The sequence below is a fragment of the Novosphingobium sp. JCM 18896 genome (assembly GCF_025938095.1).
Taxonomy (GTDB): Bacteria; Pseudomonadota; Alphaproteobacteria; order Sphingomonadales; family Sphingomonadaceae; genus Novosphingobium.
This window is the reverse complement of record NZ_JAPCZF010000004.1, coordinates 194,972-213,232: the sequence shown is the minus strand read 5'-3', so window position 1 is coordinate 213,232 and position 18,261 is coordinate 194,972. Positions and strand designations below refer to the sequence as shown.

The 18,261-nt window shown below is 68.3% G+C and carries 16 protein-coding genes and 1 tRNA gene; all 17 read right to left on the bottom strand.

Annotated elements, in window-relative coordinates; translation table 11 throughout:
• Positions 1-60 precede the first annotated feature (60 nt).
• Positions 61-1,113 (bottom strand): GTPase ObgE, encoded by a 1,053-nt coding sequence (gene obgE / locus OLX23_RS15590; RefSeq protein WP_264445936.1) that lies wholly within the window; start codon positions 1,111-1,113, stop codon positions 61-63.
• Positions 1,114-1,257: 144 nt separating this feature from the next.
• Positions 1,258-1,333, bottom strand: a tRNA-Ala gene (locus tag OLX23_RS15585).
• A gap of 113 nt (positions 1,334-1,446) precedes the next feature.
• Complete coding sequence (locus OLX23_RS15580; protein ID WP_264445935.1) at positions 1,447-2,154, bottom strand: hypothetical protein; 708 nt, start codon at positions 2,152-2,154, stop codon at positions 1,447-1,449.
• A gap of 151 nt (positions 2,155-2,305) precedes the next feature.
• A complete protein-coding gene (locus OLX23_RS15575; RefSeq protein WP_264445934.1) occupies positions 2,306-3,046 on the bottom strand; it encodes a Bax inhibitor-1/YccA family protein in 741 nt (246 codons plus the stop codon).
• 129 nt (positions 3,047-3,175) lie between these two features.
• Positions 3,176-3,973: a pyrroline-5-carboxylate reductase gene (gene proC / locus OLX23_RS15570; protein WP_264445933.1), complete on the bottom strand. Its 798-nt coding sequence runs from the start codon at positions 3,971-3,973 to the stop codon at positions 3,176-3,178.
• Positions 3,974-4,145: 172 nt separating this feature from the next.
• Entirely contained in the window at positions 4,146-4,631 is a 486-nt protein-coding gene (locus OLX23_RS15565; RefSeq protein ID WP_264445932.1) for a YbjN domain-containing protein, read from the bottom strand.
• A 186-nt stretch (positions 4,632-4,817) separates the two neighbouring features.
• Positions 4,818-6,674: an SPOR domain-containing protein gene (locus OLX23_RS15560; protein ID WP_264445931.1), complete on the bottom strand. Its 1,857-nt coding sequence runs from the start codon at positions 6,672-6,674 to the stop codon at positions 4,818-4,820.
• 73 nt (positions 6,675-6,747) lie between these two features.
• Positions 6,748-8,376 (bottom strand): cell division protein FtsZ, encoded by a 1,629-nt coding sequence (gene ftsZ, locus OLX23_RS15555; RefSeq protein WP_264445930.1) that lies wholly within the window; start codon positions 8,374-8,376, stop codon positions 6,748-6,750.
• A 122-nt stretch (positions 8,377-8,498) separates the two neighbouring features.
• A complete protein-coding gene (ftsA, locus tag OLX23_RS15550; protein ID WP_264445929.1) occupies positions 8,499-9,779 on the bottom strand; it encodes a cell division protein FtsA in 1,281 nt (426 codons plus the stop codon).
• Positions 9,779-10,765, bottom strand: coding sequence for a cell division protein FtsQ/DivIB (locus OLX23_RS15545; RefSeq protein WP_264445928.1), 987 nt, complete (start codon positions 10,763-10,765; stop codon positions 9,779-9,781). Before OLX23_RS15545 ends, ftsA begins: the two co-directional genes overlap by 1 nt.
• Positions 10,762-11,721, bottom strand: a complete 960-nt coding sequence (locus OLX23_RS15540; protein ID WP_264445927.1) for a D-alanine--D-alanine ligase — start codon at positions 11,719-11,721, stop codon at positions 10,762-10,764. The genes OLX23_RS15545 and OLX23_RS15540 overlap by 4 nt, the downstream gene beginning before the upstream one ends.
• Positions 11,718-12,209 (bottom strand): DUF4262 domain-containing protein, encoded by a 492-nt coding sequence (locus OLX23_RS15535; protein WP_264445926.1) that lies wholly within the window; start codon positions 12,207-12,209, stop codon positions 11,718-11,720. Before OLX23_RS15535 ends, OLX23_RS15540 begins: the two co-directional genes overlap by 4 nt.
• Complete coding sequence (gene murB, locus OLX23_RS15530) at positions 12,206-13,099, bottom strand: UDP-N-acetylmuramate dehydrogenase (RefSeq protein WP_413629883.1); 894 nt, start codon at positions 13,097-13,099, stop codon at positions 12,206-12,208. The genes OLX23_RS15535 and murB overlap by 4 nt, the downstream gene beginning before the upstream one ends.
• The gene (murC, locus tag OLX23_RS15525) at positions 13,096-14,505 is read right to left on the bottom strand and encodes a UDP-N-acetylmuramate--L-alanine ligase (protein ID WP_264445925.1); all 1,410 of its coding nucleotides are present in this window, start codon (positions 14,503-14,505) and stop codon (positions 13,096-13,098) included. The genes murB and murC overlap by 4 nt, the downstream gene beginning before the upstream one ends.
• Positions 14,502-15,698: an undecaprenyldiphospho-muramoylpentapeptide beta-N-acetylglucosaminyltransferase gene (gene murG, locus OLX23_RS15520; protein WP_264445924.1), complete on the bottom strand. Its 1,197-nt coding sequence runs from the start codon at positions 15,696-15,698 to the stop codon at positions 14,502-14,504. Before murG ends, murC begins: the two co-directional genes overlap by 4 nt.
• Positions 15,695-16,909 carry an FtsW/RodA/SpoVE family cell cycle protein gene (locus OLX23_RS15515; RefSeq protein WP_264445923.1) on the bottom strand — a complete coding sequence of 405 codons (1,215 nt, stop codon included), beginning with the start codon at positions 16,907-16,909 and terminating at the stop codon, positions 15,695-15,697. Before OLX23_RS15515 ends, murG begins: the two co-directional genes overlap by 4 nt.
• Positions 16,909-18,255, bottom strand: a complete 1,347-nt coding sequence (gene murD, locus OLX23_RS15510; protein ID WP_264445922.1) for a UDP-N-acetylmuramoyl-L-alanine--D-glutamate ligase — start codon at positions 18,253-18,255, stop codon at positions 16,909-16,911. The genes OLX23_RS15515 and murD overlap by 1 nt, the downstream gene beginning before the upstream one ends.
• Between the last annotated feature and the right edge of the window lie 6 nt (positions 18,256-18,261).

Here is an 18,261-nt window from a genome sequence, read left to right as displayed (position 1 = left end):
ATCGTCACAATTAGAACCGGTTTCGTCGCACCGGGGACTCGGCCTGTCAGATCGAGATTTTCAGATCGGCGACCAGGGCTTGTCGTCGGCCTCTTCCCGCTCGCCGTCGGGGCGTTCGGTCGCGGTCGCGGCGGGCAGATGGCCGATCACAGCATCGAGCAACTTGCCCATGCCCTTGCCGCTCGCGCCAGAGATCGGGAACACCCGCTTGGCGCCCGCCGCCTTGAGTTCGGCGGTGAAGGCCTTGACCAGCTCGGCATCGACCGTGTCGATCTTGTTGAGCGCGATCAGCCGCGGCTTGTCCTCGAGCCCGTTGCCGTAGGCTTCGAGCTCTTCCTCGATGACCTGCAGCGCCTCGGCCGGATCGGTGCCGTTGATGTCGATCAGGTGGATCAGCACACGGCAGCGTTCGATGTGGCCGAGGAAACGGTCGCCGATGCCCGCGCCGTCGGCGGCGCCGGCGATCAGGCCGGGGATGTCGGCGAGCACGAACTCGCGGTTGCGATGTGCGACCACGCCGAGCTGCGGACGCAAGGTGGTGAAGGCATAGTCGCCGACCTTGGCCTTGGTGTTCGAGATCTGGTTGATGAAGGTCGACTTGCCGGCATTGGGCAGCCCGACGAGGCCCGCATCGGCGAGCAGCTTGAGCCGCAACCAGACGTACATTTCCTCGGCCGGCATGCCCGGCTGGTGCTGGCGCGGCGCGCGGTTGGTCGAGGTCTTGTAGCTGGCGTTGCCGCGACCGCCGATGCCGCCTTCGAGCAGGACGACGCGCTGGCCCGGCTCGGTCATGTCGGCGAGCACGGTCTCCTGGTCGTCGTCGAGCACCTGGGTGCCGATCGGCACCTTGATCACCAGATCCTCACCGCCCGCGCCCGTACGGTTCGAACCCGCGCCGCCACCGCCGCGCGGCGCCTTGAAGTGCTGCTTGTAGCGGAAGTCGATCAGGGTGTTGAGGCCGGGCACGGCTTCGAAAATGATGTCGCCGCCCTTGCCGCCGTTGCCGCCGTTAGGCCCGCCGTATTCGACGTACTTCTCGCGCCGAAAGGCGACCGCACCGGGGCCGCCGGCGCCCGAGCGGATGAAGATCTTGGCTTGGTCGAGAAAATGCATTGGGTCACGCTAGCCGATTGTGGCGCGATTGTCGCGCGGGGCCTTCGACAAGCTCAGGCTGAGCGGGTCTAGGGGAATAGACCCACCCCGCTCATCCTGAGCTTGTCGAAGGATGCTGCGCGGAGGGTCGAGCTCTATCGCCACTGGTGGAGCCGAGGGGGATCGAACCCCTGACCTCGTCATTGCGAACGACGCGCTCTCCCAGCTGAGCTACGGCCCCGTTCCAGTGCGATCGCGGGCGGCCGAGGCCATCCGCGGAGCGGTCCCCTTAGCGAAGAGGTACCGCCCTTGAAAGAGCAAAGTTGCAGACGGGCGAAGTTACCCGCCTCGTGCTTATTGGGCCTGCACCTGCGGCGCGCCAGGAACCGCGACCGCGATCGGCTGCGACGCCGTATACTTGGCCTGCCACGCCCCCAGGTCGGTGCGGTACTGGTCGTAGCTGCGGTAGAATTCGAGGAACACGCGTTCGAGCGAAGGCAGGCTGCGCGCGGCGAAGCCGTCGAGATCGGCCGACTTCACGGTCGCCGCCTCGGTGCTCATCGCCAGGGCCGCGTCGCAGAACGACGACAGCGTCGGCGGCAGCGCGAAGTAGTTGTAGACCTGGGTCATGTAGGCCTCGCGCGGCGGGATGAAGCGCGTGCCGTGCTTAGCCTTGAACTCCTGATCGACGAGCTTGTTGACCGCGGTGAGCTTCTTGGCCTGGACCTTGAGGAACTCGCGGTAGTTGACCACGATCTGACCGTGCTTCGGCTCGAGGCAGTTGAGCGCGGCGACGTTGTAGGCCGAGCGCAGGTTCCAGGTGGTCTGTGCGGTCGAGATCCCGGCATTGACCGTACGGCGCACGCCGAAGGCGTCGATCGGCGGCGGCACGAGGTTCGGCGAGGCGCCGCGCGGCGGCATCGGCTGCGGCGGCACGACCATGACCGGCGCCGGCGGCGGCGCGGAAGCGACGGGGGTCTTGGGGCCGCAGGCCGACAGGGCCGCGATACCGGCGAGGCACACGCCCGCTGCAATGTATTGCCGAATTTTCAAAAGGTTCACTCGCGTCCACTCCCGCATCGGGACACCTTCGTAGCGTCCCGGGCGCGCAAAGAAAATGCCCGGTGCGACCAAATGGCGCACCGGGCATGATATTTTCCGTTCACTGATGCGCCCCCCTATGCGGAAAGGCCGCGCCCAGCGCGCGCGAGGCTTAGTCGCGGTTGCCGAGAATGCTGAGCAGGAACTGGAACATGTTGACGAAGTCGAGGTACAGCGACAGCGCGCCCATGACGACCGCCTTGCCCGCGAAGTCGGTACCCGCGAGATAGGCATATTCCTGCTTCAGACGCTGGGTATCGTAAGCCGTGAGGCCCGCGAAGATCAGCACGCCGAGGAACGGGATCGCCGCGGTCAGACCCGGCATCGGCCAGATCATGTTGATGACCATCGCGACCAGCAGGCCGATCAGGCCCATCGTCATGAAGGTGCCGAGGCCACTCAGGCTCTTCTTGGTGGTGTAACCCACGAGGCTGAGACCGGCGAAGGCTGCCGCCGCCGCGAAGAACGCGGTCGCGATCGAGGGACCGGTATAGACCAGGAAGATCGCCGACATCGACAGACCCATGGCCACTGCGAAGAGCCAGAACAGCACCTGCAGGGTCGAGGTCTTCATCTTGTTGATGCCGAAGCTCATCGCGAAGACGAAACCGAGCGGCGCCAAGGCGATAACCCAGCGCAGCGGCGTCTGCATGACCTGCAGCGCCAGGCCCGAGCGCGCGAACAACAGCGCGACGATACCCGAAAGCAAAACGCCCGAAGCCATGTAGTTGTAAATCGAAAGCATGTGCTTGCGCAGACCCTGATCGTAGGTCGCGCCGCGGGTTGCCCCACCCAGGCTCGGAGACGCTCCGAAGCCCGTTCTATCGAGCTGGGGGTCGTTCCAATTGGCCATTGCAAACTCCTTTTCCGGCCCGCCCGATGCGGATTGCCGGTACTCAAGAATATCGGCCTCTACGGGTAAACATTCAAGAAAAACCGGTCCTGCCGAATTTGTAACATTTTGTTGCCGGAACGGTGCAACTCAGCCGCAGATCGCCTTGGCCATCTCGGCATTGCGATCGGCCGCGGCCTTGAGCGTCGCCTGCGCGAGCTTCGCCAGGGCACCATCGGCATCGAGCACGTCGAGCCCCGCCTGGGTGGTACCGCCCGGGCTGGCGACGCGGCGCGCGAGTTCGCCGGGCGAATGCTCGGAAGCGGCCGCGAGCAGCGAGGCCCCCTCGACCGTGGCCAGCGCCAGTCGCTGCGCCTGGCCCGCATCGAGCCCCAGCGCGGTCGCCCCCGCGGCCAGCGCGTCGATGAAACGATAGACGAAGGCCGGCCCCGAGCCCGCGAGCGCGGTGACGATGTCGAACTGCTCCTCGGGCAGCCATTCGGGCGTACCCAGCGGGTCCATCAGCGCGGTGACCGCGGCCTGCCGATCCGCGTCGAGATCCTGCGTGGCCAGCGCGATCGGCGACTTGCCGATCGCCGCCGACAGGTTCGGCATGATCCGCACACGGCCGCCGGCCTCGGGGAACAGTCTGGCCAGCGTCGCCACTTCGGCACCCGCGAGGATCGACAGCAGAGTCGTTTCCGCTCCGACGAAGGGGGCGATCGTCGGCGCCAGATCGGCGAGCATCTGCGGCTTGATCCCGAGCATCACCAGATCGAAACGCGCGCCCTGCGGCAGGTCGCGCAGCAGGGTCACGCCCTGCGGCGCCTCGGCCAGCACGGGGTCGACCACGGTGAAGCGCGAAGGCGCGATGCCGCTGGCGAGCCAGCCCGCGAGCATGGCGCCGCCCATGTTGCCGCAGCCGATGATGAGGATTGTGTCGAGCATCTGTGATCTCCGGCATTCATCCTCCCCGGAACGGGGAGGGGGACCACGCGAAGCGTGGTGGAGGGGGATATCGGACCGGCGCTACATCGCAAGGAGGTGATCGTCGAGAGCCCCCTCCACCACTCGCTACGCGAGCGGTCCCCCTCCCCGTTCCGGGGAGGATCAAACCGGCCTAAGCCTCGCCGACCGCGTCGACCATGGCCGATGCCAGCGCCTCGGCCGGGGTCTTGTCGCCCCAGAGGATGAACTGGAACACCGGGTAGAAGCGATCGCATTCCTCGATCGCGGTCTCGATCGCGACCTGTGCCTGGCTCGGGCTCAGCAGCCCCTCGTCACCGAGCATCAGGCCATGACGGTAGAGCAGCACGCCGCCGTTCGACCAGACGTCGAAATGGCCGAGCCAGAGCTGCTCGTTGATCAGGGTCAGAACCTCGTAGACCGCCGCGCGCTTCTCGTCGGTCATGCGGATGTCGGGCAGGCAGAGGATCTGCAGGACGTGATCCTCGGGCCGCCAGATCGCCTGGAGCTGATAGTTCGCCCAGGCGCCCTGCACCTCGCCGGTGATCTCGTCTTCGCTGACGAATTCGTACTGCCAGCCGCGCGCTTCGAACAGCGAGGCGAGCATGTCGACCGGTGCGGCGTCTTCGTCCCGGTTCATGATGTCCTGATCCGTTCGCATAGCTTGCGTGCAACCCTTATCGTCATGCCGGTTGGATGCTTCGGTCCCTGCCCGGCGCACAATGGAACCGCCGATCTCGCCTGCGCAAAACTCCACAACTCTGTGCACAAAGTGTGGACAAATTAACCTTTGGCGCCGCGGTGCAGGGATCGCCGTCGCCGTCCATCAACGCCGCGGCGGCGTTGTCGTCGCCATCGGCAAGGCATCGACGACCTGCCCCGCGGGGCTGGTCCAGACGAAGGCGCCCTCTACATCGGCTCGGCGCAACTGTCCAATGAAGGCGTTCGCCGCGGCTTCGCTCTGGAACGGTCCGGTGAGCAAGCGGTTGGTCTGCCCCCAGGCGCTGATCATCGCCGCCTTGCCGCGGAACACCTCGGCATTCTCGCGGATCATGCGTCGCCAGTCGAAGCCGAGCGCGGCCTTGTCACGGCCCGTGGCGACCTGAACCCAGATGCGGCTCGGGTGGCTGGGCTTGGGCGGCTCGGGCGGTTTCTTCGGCTCGGGCCGCGCCGGCTTGATCCGGCGCAGGTCGACCGCGCCGGCCGTCGGCGTCACGTCGATGCTCGGCCGGGCGAAATCGGCGAAGGCGTCGGACAGGCTGCGCACCGGTGGCGGCGCAGCGGGAGCCGGCGTTGGTGCAGGAACAGGCGCCGGCACCGTTGTCGGAATCTGTGCGATCACTGCCGCGGGGGCCGGCGTGGGAGCGGCTGCAGCAGGCAACGGAGTCGGGGACGATGCAGCTGGCGGCACCGACGGCGGCGTGCTCGGCACGAGATTGAAGCCCGGCGCCACCGGCAGCACCCCGGCAACCGCAGCCGTACGCGGCGGCGTCGACATCGGCGCGGGTGCTGGCGTCGGCGTGCGCACAGCCTGCGGAACGGGCGTCGGGGTCGGTGTGGGACGCGCCGGAGCAGGCGCCGGCGCCGAGCTAGGCGTGCGCGCAGCCCGGGTCGGAGCGGCGGCAGCAACGCGCGTCGGCGCTGGAACCGCAGCGGCAGCAGCCGCGACCTCGCGAGTCGGCTGCAGATCGGGCGGCGCCGCGGCCACCTGCGTGCTGCGGCTGTTGCGATTGCGGTCGCGCGAACGAACCTTGCGCCCCAGCGGCTGCCCCTTGGGGGTCAGCGCCGCGTCGACCGCGGCGATCGCCGGCGCCTTCGGCGCATATTGCGCCACGCGCGGATCGTCACGACCGATTTCGGAGGCGCGCGGGAAAGCGCCGAAGTTCGCGGCGGCCGCCTGCTGCGCACGGGTCAGCCGCGGCATGTACCGCAGATAGGGGGCAATTCCCGAAGCGAGCTCGGCCGGCAGCACCGAATTGGCGACGCTCACCGCCTCCTCGGTCTGGCCGACGATGGCCAGGGCAAAGGCGCGCGTGCGCCAAGCCGCCAGGTTGCGCGCCTGGAGCAGCGGCGCAAGCGTGGTTTCGGCGCCCTGCTTGTCGCCGGCGATGGCCTGGCTCAGCGCCATGCGCCGCGTACCTTCCTCGCTGGGCATGCGCGCCAGCGACTGGCGATAGTAACGCTGCGCCGTGGCATTGTCGCCGACGAGGTCGTAGGCGAGACCGCGGTCGGCCGCGAGCGAGCTGTCGAGCGCACCCGCCGCCTCGGCCTGATCGAACAGCGGAATCGCGCCGAAGGGATCGCCGTTGCGCACCATCGCCCCGGCCAGCCCCGCCTTGACCCGCGGATTGCCCGGCGCGACCTGATCGGCGCGACGGAAGAAACCCGTCGCGGCATCGACGTCGCCCATGACCAGCGCGGCATTGCCCGCGTCGATCAGCGCGCCGACATCGCGCGGATCGCGCGCCAGACGGCCGAGCGCGTCGTTGAGCGTCATGCCGTCGCTGCTCGGGATCGCCTGCACCACGGGCTGCGACACCTGCGGCAGTCCGGTCGCGCGGGGCAGCACGCCGCCCGGCGTGGTCGAACGCTGCGGCACGCCCTGGGCACCGACCTGGGCGCCCGCCACAGCGAGCGCCAGGGCCGATGTCAGAGCGGCCAGCCTGATGATCCTAGTCGCCATTCCCGATCTGCAATGCATGGTCCGAGATGAACCCCGGGCAAATGAGCGGCGAGACGACCCTATTGCCCCGAGCCTACTGGTTGTTCTGGCGGCCGAGGAAGCGCGGGATGCTGATGGCGGTGCCGTCATCCTCGTCCTCGTCGCCCTCGTCGCTCGCCGGGGTGGACTTCACGCCGCGCGACAGGTTGGCCATACGCTCGAACAGCGTGTTGCCGGCCACGGGACCACGACCACCGCCGGGCGCCGCAGCGCCAGCACCTGCGCCGGGCGCGATCGGCGCCTTGCGACGCGTAACCAGCGGCGAGACCGGAGCATCTTCCTTCTCGAGCTGGGTCGCGTTGAGCAGGAGTTCGTCCTGGCTAGCCGCGGGCTCTTCGAGTTCGTCGCTCTGGTCGAGACCGAGTTCGAGCGGCTCGTGACGCGTCGATTTCAGACCGCTGAGGCTGGCATAGCTCGCCGAGCTGTCCTCGACCTCGTCGGCATCCTCGTCGGTCAGTTCGAAGGCATCGCCCTCGTCGGCCAGATCGAGGCTCGGCGCGGGCTCTTCGAACGCAACCGGAACCGGGGCCGGCGCTGCGACCGGGATGATCTGCGGCTCGGGAACGGGCTCGGGCGCCGGCTTGGCGACGGGCTCGACCGGGATCGCGGGCGCAGCCGGCGTCGCGATGGCCGGACGGATCGGGCCGCGCGCAGGCGAGAGATTGAGCGGACGCGCCGCGATCTCGGCCATTTCGGCGCTCTGCTCGATGCCGGTGGCGACCACCGAGACGCGGATCTTGCCCTGAAGATCGGGATTGAACGCCGAGCCCCAGATGATGTTGGCGTTGGGATCGACCAGCTCGCGGATGTGGTTCGCGGCCTCGTCGACCTCGAGCAGCTTCATGTCGTCGCCGCCGATGATCGAGATGATCACGCCCTTGGCGCCCTGCATCGACACGCCATCGAGCAGCGGGTTGGCGATGGCGCGTTCGGCGGCTTCGAGCGCGCGGTTCTCGCCGCTGCCCTCGCCCGTGCCCATCATCGCCTTGCCCATCTCGCCCATGACCGAGCGGACGTCGGCGAAGTCGAGGTTGATCAGGCCCGGCATGACCATGAGGTCGGTGATCGAGCGCACGCCCTGCTGGAGCACTTCGTCCGCCAGGGTGAAGGCTTCCTTGAAGGTCGTCTCGGCCTTGGCCACCAGGAACAGGTTCTGGTTGGGAATGACGATCAGCGTGTCGACGTGGCGCTGCAGTTCCTCGATGCCCGCCTCGGCCGAGCGCATGCGGCGCGTGCCTTCGAACAGGAACGGCTTGGTGACGACGCCGACGGTCAGCACGCCCTTGTCGCGCGCGGCCTTGGCGATGACCGGCGCAGCGCCGGTGCCCGTGCCGCCGCCCATGCCCGCGGCGATGAAGCACATGTGCACGCCTTCGAGCGCGCGATCGATGTCGGGCAGGCTCTCTTCCGCCGCGGCCTTGCCCACTTCGGGTCGGGCGCCGGCGCCCAGGCCCTTGGTGATCTCGGTGCCGAGCTGGATGCGATGCTCGGTGATCGAGTTGTTCAGCGCCTGCGCGTCGGTGTTGGCGACGACGAAGTCGACACCCTCGATCTCGGCGTTGATCATGTTGGCAATCGCGTTGCCGCCGGCGCCGCCGACACCGATGACGGTGATCCGAGGCCGAAGCTCTTCGATAGCCGGCGGTCCGATATTGATGCTCATTTCACTGCTCCTGGCGGGCTCGCACGGGAGGAAATCCCTGAGCCTCCAAATTGCACGCTTCGACTCGGCGAATCAAAGCGGCTTTAACCTTTGTCCACAGCCCATAGGCCCGGAATCGCCGGTCAGAAATATTCCTTCACCGCGCGATAGACACGGCTCGCCAGTCCGAGCCCGCCATAGCGCAATGTCGGCTGATAGCTGGGACCGATCGAGCGGATATCAACCGGATCCGCGGCGGCATAGAGTACCAGCCCGGCGAGCGTCGCGAAACCGGGCTTGAGATGGGTCTCGGCGAGGCCGGTGAGCTGCGGCGCCTTGCCGATGCGCACGGGCTTGCCGAGCGCGGCCTGGGCATAGTCGGCCAGGCCGACGAGTTCGGCACCGCCGCCGGTGAGCACGACCTGCTGACCGCGCTGGCTGTTAAAGCCCAGGCCTTTCAAGGCCTTGGACACCTCTTCCATCAGCCGCCCGACCTGGGTGGTGATGACCGAGACCAGTTCGGCGCGCGGGATGCGGTTCTTGTCGTCGGCATGACGCGCGAGCGGGCCCGAGGCCTCTTCGCCGGGCGCGTTGACCGGGATCATCTCGCGGTGATCGGTCGGGCTGGCGATCGCCGAACCGTTGACGCATTTCAGCCGCTCGGCCTGGAAACGACGGATACCGAAGCAAGAGGCGATCGCGTCGGTGACATCGCCCGAGCCGATCGGGATCGCCGCCATGCCCACGAGCATGCCCGAGAAATAGACCGAGACATTGGTCACGTCGGCGCCCATTTCGACCAGCGCGACGCCGAGATCGCGCTCCTCGGGCGAGAGACAGGCGTGCCCCGCGGCGATCGGCGAGCCGACCAGGCCTTCGACCTCGAGATGCGCGTTCTGCACGGCCTCGGTCAGATTGCGGATCGGCGCGCCGTCGGCGAGCATGACGTGGATGTCGACGCCGAGGCGTTCGGCGTGGAGCCCCTTGGGATTGGCAACGCCGTGCGCGCCATCGAGCGTGTAGTGCGCTGGCTGGGCATGGAGCACCATGCGGCCGTCGGGCTGGATCACGTCACGGCCGGCGATCAGCAGGTGGTCGATGTCGTCCTGCTCGATGCGGCGCCCGCCGATGTCGACCTCGACCTGCGCGACCTGGCTGGCGAGCCCTGCGCCCGAGCAGCCGATCCAGACCGAGGAGACGCTGGTATTGGCCATGCGCTCGGCGCGCTCGATCGCGTCGCGCACCGCGTAAGTGGCCGCGGTCATGTCGGTGACATAGCCGCGCTTGATGCCCTGGCTGGCACGGTGGCCCGAACCGAGCACGATCATCTCGCCGGTGTCCGAGATGCCGGCGATCATTGCCGAGATGCGGAACGAACCCATGTTGACCGCGCCGAAGACGCGGCTGATGCGGGGCGAGGCCATTATTCGCTCTCCTCCTTGGCGGCTTTGGGCTTGTCCTGTTTCGGCTTGTCGACGGCGGCGGTCTTGGCGACCGCGGCCGCGACCTTGGCGTCGGCCTCGTCCTTGGCGCGGTCGGGCACGCGCAGGTAGATGCGATCGGGCGCGCGCATGTCGAATGCGGCGACCTTGCCGCCGAGCAGGCGGTTGGTGCCATCGAGCCGCGCGAAGGCCATCAGCGCCTTGGCCGAAGCCTGGCCGCCCTCAGGCAGCGCGAGGACCTGGCCGGTCTTGAACTTGAGGTTCCAGCGACGGTTGCCGATCCATTCGGCCTCGCGCACCTGCGGCTGCAGCGCCGGCGCGGCTTCGAGCAGCGCCGAGAGCGCGACGACCTGCTTGCTCGCGCCCGGCCCGCCGACCATGAGCAGCCCCTTGGCGCGCGCGGCGCTGACGGTCTCGAGCTCGTTGCCCTCGCTGTCGATCAGCGCCAGGCGATTGCCGGGCTTCTTGAGCACGGCGTGCGGCACGCGTTCGACCACGTCGATCACCAGGGTATCGGGCAGCTGGCGCGAGACGCGCGCGTCCTTAACCCAGGAGAGCTGGATCAGCTCCTGGCGCAGCGCGTCGATGTCGACCAGCGGCATCGCGCGGTTGCGCTCGGCCAGCACGCGTTCGTATATCTTGAGCTCGTTGAGGTTCTTGACCCCGCGCACGTCGACGCGGCGCACCTCGAAACCGGCATCGCCGGCGATCATGGCCAGTTGCTGCCCGGCCATGGCCGGAAGCCCGGCAAAGCCCGCGACCACCCAGGCGAGCACGGCCGCGCCGCCGAGGATCATCGCCAGCAGTATGCGGTGAAGCTGCTCCTCGCTGAACGGCAGCCACGACAGGAAACCGTCATAGGCCGATCCCGTCGTCGCCTTGGCCGCACGCACCTTCTGTGCGGTGCCCTGCCGGGCCGCCACCTTGCGCGCCGTGGGCGCCTTACGCTTGAGCGTCTGCGTGGTCATTCGGCCCCCTCGCCCCCCCGGGCCTTCGCATCCGCAAGCGCCTCGGCGATGATCGCCTCGACCAGATCGGGATAGTCCATTCCCAGATGACGCGCCTGTTCGGGCACGAGGCTCAGCGCGGTCATGCCCGGCTGGGTGTTGACCTCGAGCAGGAACAGGCCTTCGACGCCGCGCTCATCGTCCCAGCGGAAGTCCGAACGGCTGGTGCCGCGGCAGCCGAGCAGGCGGTGCGCCTGAAGCGCGATCGCCTTGCAAGCCTCGGCGATCTCGTCGGGGATCTCGGCCGGGCAGATGTGGTCGGTCATGCCGTCGGTATACTTGGACTCGAAGTCGTAGAAGCCCGACTTGGGACGCAGCTCGGTGACGAGCAGAGCCTTGTCGCCGAGCACCGCCGTGGTCAGCTCGAGCCCGCGAATGAAGGGCTCGGCGAGCAGGCGGTCGAACTCCTGCCAGGGGCCCTTCGCGTCGCGGGCGATCGGATTGCCGTAGTTGCCCGCATCGGTGACGATGGCGACGCCGACCGAGGAGCCCTCGTTCACCGGCTTGAGCACATAGGGCCGCGGCAGCGGGTCGCGCTCGTAAAGCTCGGCGGTCTCGACGATGCGCCCGCCGGGCATCGGCACGCCGTGCGGCACCAGCGCCTGCTTGGTCAGTTCCTTGTCGATCGCGACGACCGAGGTGGCGAGGCCCGAATGGGTATAGGTCAGCCCCATCAGGTCCATCATGCCCTGGACGGTGCCGTCCTCGCCGGGCGTGCCGTGGAGCGCGTTGAACACGACGTCGGGCTTGGCCTCGGCCAGCTTGAGCGCAACGTCGCGGCCCATGTCAATGCGCGTGACCTTGTGCCCCTTGGACTCAAGCGCTTCGGCCACGCCCTCGCCGCTCATCAGCGAGACCGGGCGCTCGTTGGACCAGCCGCCCATGAGAACCGCGACGTGGAGCTTGGGGAGGGTCATGAATTCAAACTCGTAGGATAGAGAGCAGGCTGGTATTCGATCACGTCTTCGGGACAGTCCGGATCCCAGGGAAACAGGCCCATCGCGGAATCGGGCCAGACGATCTGGAACGCGCGCTCGATGTCCCGGCCGCGCTGCGTCTGGTGGTAGTTGATCCCGGCGCAGAAGTAGGTCTCGATCACGTCACGATCGACGATCTCGCGCGCGACGCAGTCGAAGCCTTCGAGCAGGTTGCTGATCCGCATGCCGTCCGCCAGGCGCAGGCCCTTTTCGGAGATCTGCGTCCACAGCTCGTCGATCATGTATTTCATCAGCTCTTCGGTCAGCCCGACGATGATGACCTCGGGATGATCGAGGCTGACCGGGAAACCGATCGAATAGGTGAACGGCGGCCCGTCCTCATCGCCGTAGACGTGCAGCGCGACGCGGCCGTAGTCCCGGACGTAGGCGACGATCTGCTGGACCTGCTTGTCGAGGCGCGAGCTCATGGCTTGCCAACCCGCTGGATTTCCCACTCCAACTCCACGCCGGACTGCGCCTTCACCCGACGGCGCACTTCATCGCCGAGCGCCTCGATGTCGGCGCTGGTGGCGTCACCCGTGTTGATCAGGAAGTTGGTGTGCTTCTCGCTGACCTGCGCCCCGCCCAGGGTGAAGCCGCGGCAGCCGGCCTTGTCGACCAGTTCCCAGGCCTTGTGGCCTTCGGGGTTCTTGAAGGTCGAGCCGCCGGTCTTCGAACGCAGCGGCTGCGAGGCTTCGCGGCTGGCGGAGATGCGGTCCATCTCGGCCTGGATCGCCGCGGGCTCGCCCGGCTGGCCGCGGAAGCGCGCGGCGACGACGATCGCGCCTTCGGGCAGTTCCGAATGGCGATAGGTATAGCCGAGCTCGGCGACCGCCAGCGTCCTGAGCTCGCCCGAGCGCAGCACGACGTCGCAATCGATCAGCACGTCCTTGACCTCGCCGCCATAGGCGCCGCCGTTCATCCGCACGAAGCCGCCGACCGTGCCGGGGATCGAGCGCAGGAATTCGAGGCCGGCCACGCCCGCATCGCGCGCGGTCGAGGAGACGAGGATGCCGCTGGCACCACCGCCGCAGTTCAGCGTGTGCTCGCCCAGATTCTCGACCTTGGCGAAGGCCTTGCCCAGCCGCACGACCACGCCCGGCACGCCGCCGTCGCGGACGATCATGTTCGAGCCGAGCCCGAGCGCCATGACCGGCGTCGCGGGATCGAGATCGTGCAGGAACTGCTGCAGGTCGGCCAGGTCCTTGGGCTCGAACAGCCATTCGGCGGCACCGCCCGACTTGAACCAGACCAGCGGGGCGAGCGGAGCGTCGGCAGTCAGCTTGCCCGCAACCTTGGGCAGCGCATCCGCCATCATGCCCCCCTCCGCTGGCCCACGGCATCGGCCAGGCCCGCGGCCCACTTGGTGATGTCGCCCGCGCCGAGGCAGACGACCATGTCGCCGTCCTGCAGGCTCGTCGCCAGGACATCGGCCAAGGCATCGGCACCGGCGATCACCTGCGCCGAACGATGCCCGCGTTCCTTCATTCCTGCGACCATGGCCGCGGAATCGACGCCCTCGATCGGCTGCTCGCCCGCGGCATAGACGGGCGCGGCATAGACCACGTCGGCATCGTTGAAGGCGGCCTGGAAGTCTTCCATGTGGTCGCGCAGGCGGGTGAAGCGGTGCGGCTGGACCACGGCGATGACCCGGCCCTTCACGCCCTCGCGCGCAGCGGCGAGCACCGCCTTGATCTCGACCGGATGGTGGCCGTAGTCGTCGATGATCGTCGCACCGGCGACCTCGCCCACCTTGGTGAAGCGGCGCTTGACGCCGCCGAAGCTGCCGAAGCCGTTGCAGATGACCTCGTCCGAACAGCCCATCTCGGCCGCGACCGCGACCGCGGCGAGCGCGTTCTGGACGTTGTGGCGACCCGGCATCGGCAGTTCGATGCCCTCGATCCGGCGGAACGAGCCGTCGCGCTGGCGCAAGGCCGCGTCGAAGCGGTTGCCGCCGGGTACCGGGGTGACGTTCTCGCCGCGCACGTCGGCCTGGGCCGAGAAGCCATAGGTGATGACGCGGCGATCGCGCACCTTGGGGATCACCGCCTGGACCTCGGGGTGGTCGATGCAGAGCACGGCGGCGCCGTAGAACGGGACGTTCTCGATGAATTCGACGAAGGAGCTCTTCACCTTGTCGAACGAGCCGTAGTGGTCGAGATGCTCGGGATCGATGTTGGTGACGACCGCGATCGTGCCGTCGAGGCGCAGGAACGAGCCGTCGCTCTCGTCGGCCTCGACCACCATCCAGTCGGAGGCGCCGAGACGCGCGTTCGAACCGTAGGAGTTGATGATACCGCCGTTGATCACGGTCGGGTCCACCCCGCCCGCGTCGAGCAGGCAGGCGATCATCGAGGTCGTCGTGGTCTTGCCGTGAGTGCCGGCCACGGCGACGGTGTTCTTGAGCCGCATCAGCTCGGCCAGCATCTCGGCGCGGCGGACCACGGGGATGCGGTTCTCGAGCGCGGCGACGACTTCGGGATTGTCGCGCTTGACCGCGGTCGAGGTGACCACGACCGCGGCGTCGCCGATGTTCTCGGCCGCATGGCCGATCAGCACCTTGATGCCGCGCTTGCGCAGGCCTTCGACGACATAGCCCTCGGCGATGTCGGAGCCCTGCACGGTGTAGCCCAGGTTGTTCATCACCTCGGCAATGCCCGACATGCCGATGCCGCCGATGCCGACGAAGTGGATCGTGCCGATCTCGGTGCCGACGCCCTTCATTCCGCCGTCTCCAGTGCGAGGGCTTCCTTGCCCTGGGCCTGGGCCTGACCGGCGACGCGGATCACGTCCATCAGCGGCGAACCGCCGAAGCCCTCGACGAGGTCGGCAAGATCCGAAGCGGCGTTGGGATAGCCGCAATTCCACGCGGCATGCGCGGCATTGGCCAGGGTTTCGGGATGCTGGGCCATGGCTTGGATCTGCTTGGCCAGTTCGGCGCCGGTGAACTTCTCCTGGCGGATCGAGCGGGCGCCGCCCGATGCGGCCATCTCGCGCGCGTTGGCGGCCTGGTGATCGTCGGTCGCGATCGGCAGCGGCACCAGGATCGCCGGACGGCCGACCGCGGTCAGCTCGGCAATGGTCGAGGCGCCGGCGCGACCGATGAACAGGTGCGCGTCGGCCAGGCGCGTCGCCATGTCCTCGAAATAGGTGCCGAGCTCGGCCGGGATGCCGTGGCCGGCATAGCGTGCACGCACGGCCTCGATGTCCTCGGGACGGCACTGCTGGGTGACCTGCAGCCGCGCGCGCAGCGCGGGCTGGAGCATTGACAGGCCATCGGGCACGACTTCGGACAGGACGCGCGCGCCCTGGCTGCCGCCGGTGACGAGCACGCGCAGCAGACCGTCGGCGGTGAAGGCCGGGAACGGCTGGTCGCGCAGCGCCAGAACCTCGTCGCGCACGGGGTTGCCGACGAGGTGGACCTTCTCGGCATGGCTGGGCGAAAGCCGGTCGACCTCGCGATAGGCCGTGGCAATCGCGTTCACCCGGCTCGCGAGGAAGCGGTTGACGCGGCCAAGCACGGCGTTCTGCTCGTGGATCACGGTCGGGATCTTGGCGCTGGTTGCGGCGAGCAGCGCGGGCAGCGCCGGATAGCCGCCGAAGCCGACCACGGCCGAAGGCTCGAAGCTCTCGAACAGGCGCAGCGCCATCGAGCGGCCTTCGAGGATCGCCTTGGCGCCCTTGATCCAGCTCAGCGGGTTCTTGCCCTCGATCCGGCCGGCGGGGAGAACGTGCGCGGGCAGCGAAGCCGGCTTGCCCGGGATCGCCGCGCCGCGCGCATCGGTGATCAGCGCGACGTGGTGACCGCGACGCTCGAGCTCGGTCGCCAGCGCGAAGGCGGGAATGAGGTGCCCTCCGGTGCCGCCCGCGGCGAGCACGTAATGGCGGCTGACCCCGCCCGGCTTCTGGGCACTCATTTCTTCGCTCCGGGTTCGCGGAGGGAAAGCCCCTCGCGCGTGATGAAAGGATTACGCCGCGTGATCGCGAGCAGGAAGCCGACGCCGAGGCACAGCGCGACGGTCGACGAGCCGCCGTAGGAGATCAGCGGCAGGGTCATGCCCTTCGAGGGGAAGAGCTGGAGATTGACGAGGATGTTGATGAAGGCCTGGCCGCCGAGCTGGGCGGTGAGCCCCGTCGCGGCGAGCACGGTGAAGAGGTCTTCTTCCTCCACCAGGCGCAGCAGCACGCGGACGATGATGGCGAGGTAGAGCATGACGATCACCGCGCAGACCCAGAGGCCGAATTCCTCGCCGATCACCGAGAAGATGTAGTCGGTGTGCGCTTCGGGCAGCGACAGCTTGCGCGTGCCGAGCCACAGGCCGCTGCCGGTCCAGCCGCCCGACAGCAGGGTGCGCTGCGCGAGATCGACCTGGTCATAGGCGGTACCGCCGCCGAGGAAGGCGTCGATGCGATGGCGGGCATTGTCGTACAACACGTAGGTCGCGACCATCAGCGCGACACCGGCGGCGCCAACCCCGGCGATCAGCCGGATCGACATGCCCGAAAGCAGCACCAGCACGAACCAGACCCCGGCGAAGAGGATCGTCGAACCGAAGTCCGGCTGCAGCATCAGCAGTCCGCCGACCAGCGCCATGATGCCGACGCTGATGCCGAGCACCGGGATGTTGGGATCACGCGAACGCCAGGACAGGATCCAGGCGAGGCCGATCGCAAAGGCGGGCTTGAGGAATTCCGACGGCTGCAGCGACACGCCGAGATTGAGCCAACGCTTCGCGCCATTCACTTCGCTGCCGATCACGGGGACAAGCGCGAGCCCGACGAGCATCGCCGCGCCGAGCAGGATGCCGATCCGACGCGCCATATCCTTGGGCAGGCACGAGGCGCCGAACATCACCGCCAGGCCGATCGCCTGCCAGCGCAGGTGGATGATGAAGAAGTGCAGATCGTCGAGCTTGAGCGCCGCGGTCGAAAGGCGCCGAGCCGAGGCCGGCGAGGAAGCGGCAACCGCGGCCGTGCCGATCGCCATGACCGCGAGGATCAGGGTCAGCAGCACACGGTCGATCTCGCGCCACCAGATAGCGAACTCGCCGCGGCGGTTGCGGCGATAGCGCTGGCGGCCCTGCGCCGAAGCATTGAGGCCGGGGACGAGAGGCGGATGCGTCGCCATCAGCAGGCCACCTGTTCGGCATCGGGACCGGTCAGCGCCTCGACGAGCTGGCGGAAGGTGTCGCCCCGCGCTTCGTAGTCGCGGAACTGGTCGAACGAGGCGCAGGCCGGCGAGAGCATGATCACGTCACCGGGATCCGCGGCCTCGATCGCCTCGCGGATCGCCTCGCACATCATCTCGCTGCGGCGCACGGGCATGTGCGGGCTGAGGATTTCGGCGAAGCGCGGGCCGGCGTCGCCGATCGTATAGGCGGCGGCGACATTGCCGAAATAGGGCGCGCACTCGTCGAGATCGTCGCCCTTGGGCAGGCCGCCGACGATCCAGTGGATGCGGCGATGATCGCCCGCCACCGGCGGGAAAGCGCCGAGCGCGGGCGCGGTCGAGGCCGGATTGGTCGCCTTGCTGTCGTTGATGAAGACCACGCCCTTGGACTCGGCGACGCGCTCCATGCGATGCGGCAGCCCGCGGAAGGTCGGCAGCGCCGCCTGCCACTGTTCGCGCGTCAGCCCCAGCGCCTCGACGATCGCAACCGCGGCAGCGGCGTTCTGCAGGTTGTGCGGGCCCTGGAGCGACGGCCAGTCCGGCTGCAGGGCCAGCAGGTCCTCGCCGGTGACGCGGTGGACCCGGCCGGCGGCACGGCGGCTCGCTTCCCACTGCGCGATCGCCGCGGTCTCGGGATCGCCGACGCCGAACACGGCGTCGTGATCGACCCGCTGCATCGCGAAAAGCCGTGCCTTCGACGCGGCATAGCCGGCGAAGTCGGCATAGCGGTCGAGATGATCGGGGGTGATGTTGAGCAGCGCCGCCGCCTCGCAATCGAGGCTCTGGGTCAGGTCGATCTGGTAGGACGACAGTTCGAGAACGTAGACGCCGCCCGAAGGAAGCGGCGCTTGCCCAAGGATCGGCAGGCCGATGTTGCCGCCCATGCGCGCCGGGATGCCCGCGCTTTCGAGCAGGTGGTGGACCAGCGCCGTAGTGGTCGACTTGCCATTGGTGCCGGTGATGCCGACGACGCGATGCGCGGGCAGACTGTGGCGGGCCTGGGCGAAGAGCTCGATGTCGCCGATCACCGGCACGCCGGCGGCCGCGGCGGCTTCGGCGATCGGGTGGCGGTTGAGCGGTACGCCCGGCGAAACGACGACCCCGGCGAAGCCCGTTAGGTCAATCTGCACCGGATCGGCCAGTTCGACGCCGCGCTCGGCCAGGCCCTGGCGCGGTTCCTCGCGGCTGTCCCAGGCGGTGACCTGTGCCCCGCTGGCGAGCAGCGTCTCGACCGCGGTCAGGCCCGAGCGGGCGAGACCGAGGACGGCGAAACGTTTTCCGGCGAAGGCGTCAGAGGTGATCATCTTTCG

What these genes read in the sequence shown, in the direction of transcription:
- obgE (WP_264445936.1), bottom strand. Translation starts at nt 1,113, where the DNA reads ATGCATTTTCTCGACCAAGCCAAGATCTTCATCCGCTCGGGCGCCGGC.
- OLX23_RS15575 (WP_264445934.1), bottom strand. Translation starts at nt 3,046, where the DNA reads ATGGCCAATTGGAACGACCCCCAGCTCGATAGAACGGGCTTCGGAGCG.
- proC (WP_264445933.1), bottom strand. Translation starts at nt 3,973, where the DNA reads ATGCTCGACACAATCCTCATCATCGGCTGCGGCAACATGGGCGGCGCC.
- OLX23_RS15565 (WP_264445932.1), bottom strand. Translation starts at nt 4,631, where the DNA reads ATGAACCGGGACGAAGACGCCGCACCGGTCGACATGCTCGCCTCGCTG.
- OLX23_RS15560 (WP_264445931.1), bottom strand. Translation starts at nt 6,674, where the DNA reads ATGGCGACTAGGATCATCAGGCTGGCCGCTCTGACATCGGCCCTGGCG.
- ftsZ (WP_264445930.1), bottom strand. Translation starts at nt 8,376, where the DNA reads ATGAGCATCAATATCGGACCGCCGGCTATCGAAGAGCTTCGGCCTCGG.
- ftsA (WP_264445929.1), bottom strand. Translation starts at nt 9,779, where the DNA reads ATGGCCTCGCCCCGCATCAGCCGCGTCTTCGGCGCGGTCAACATGGGT.
- OLX23_RS15545 (WP_264445928.1), bottom strand. Translation starts at nt 10,765, where the DNA reads ATGACCACGCAGACGCTCAAGCGTAAGGCGCCCACGGCGCGCAAGGTG.
- OLX23_RS15540 (WP_264445927.1), bottom strand. Translation starts at nt 11,721, where the DNA reads ATGACCCTCCCCAAGCTCCACGTCGCGGTTCTCATGGGCGGCTGGTCC.
- OLX23_RS15535 (WP_264445926.1), bottom strand. Translation starts at nt 12,209, where the DNA reads ATGAGCTCGCGCCTCGACAAGCAGGTCCAGCAGATCGTCGCCTACGTC.
- murB (WP_413629883.1), bottom strand. Translation starts at nt 13,099, where the DNA reads ATGATGGCGGATGCGCTGCCCAAGGTTGCGGGCAAGCTGACTGCCGAC.
- murC (WP_264445925.1), bottom strand. Translation starts at nt 14,505, where the DNA reads ATGAAGGGCGTCGGCACCGAGATCGGCACGATCCACTTCGTCGGCATC.
- murG (WP_264445924.1), bottom strand. Translation starts at nt 15,698, where the DNA reads ATGAGTGCCCAGAAGCCGGGCGGGGTCAGCCGCCATTACGTGCTCGCC.
- OLX23_RS15515 (WP_264445923.1), bottom strand. Translation starts at nt 16,909, where the DNA reads ATGGCGACGCATCCGCCTCTCGTCCCCGGCCTCAATGCTTCGGCGCAG.
- murD (WP_264445922.1), bottom strand. Translation starts at nt 18,255, where the DNA reads ATGATCACCTCTGACGCCTTCGCCGGAAAACGTTTCGCCGTCCTCGGT.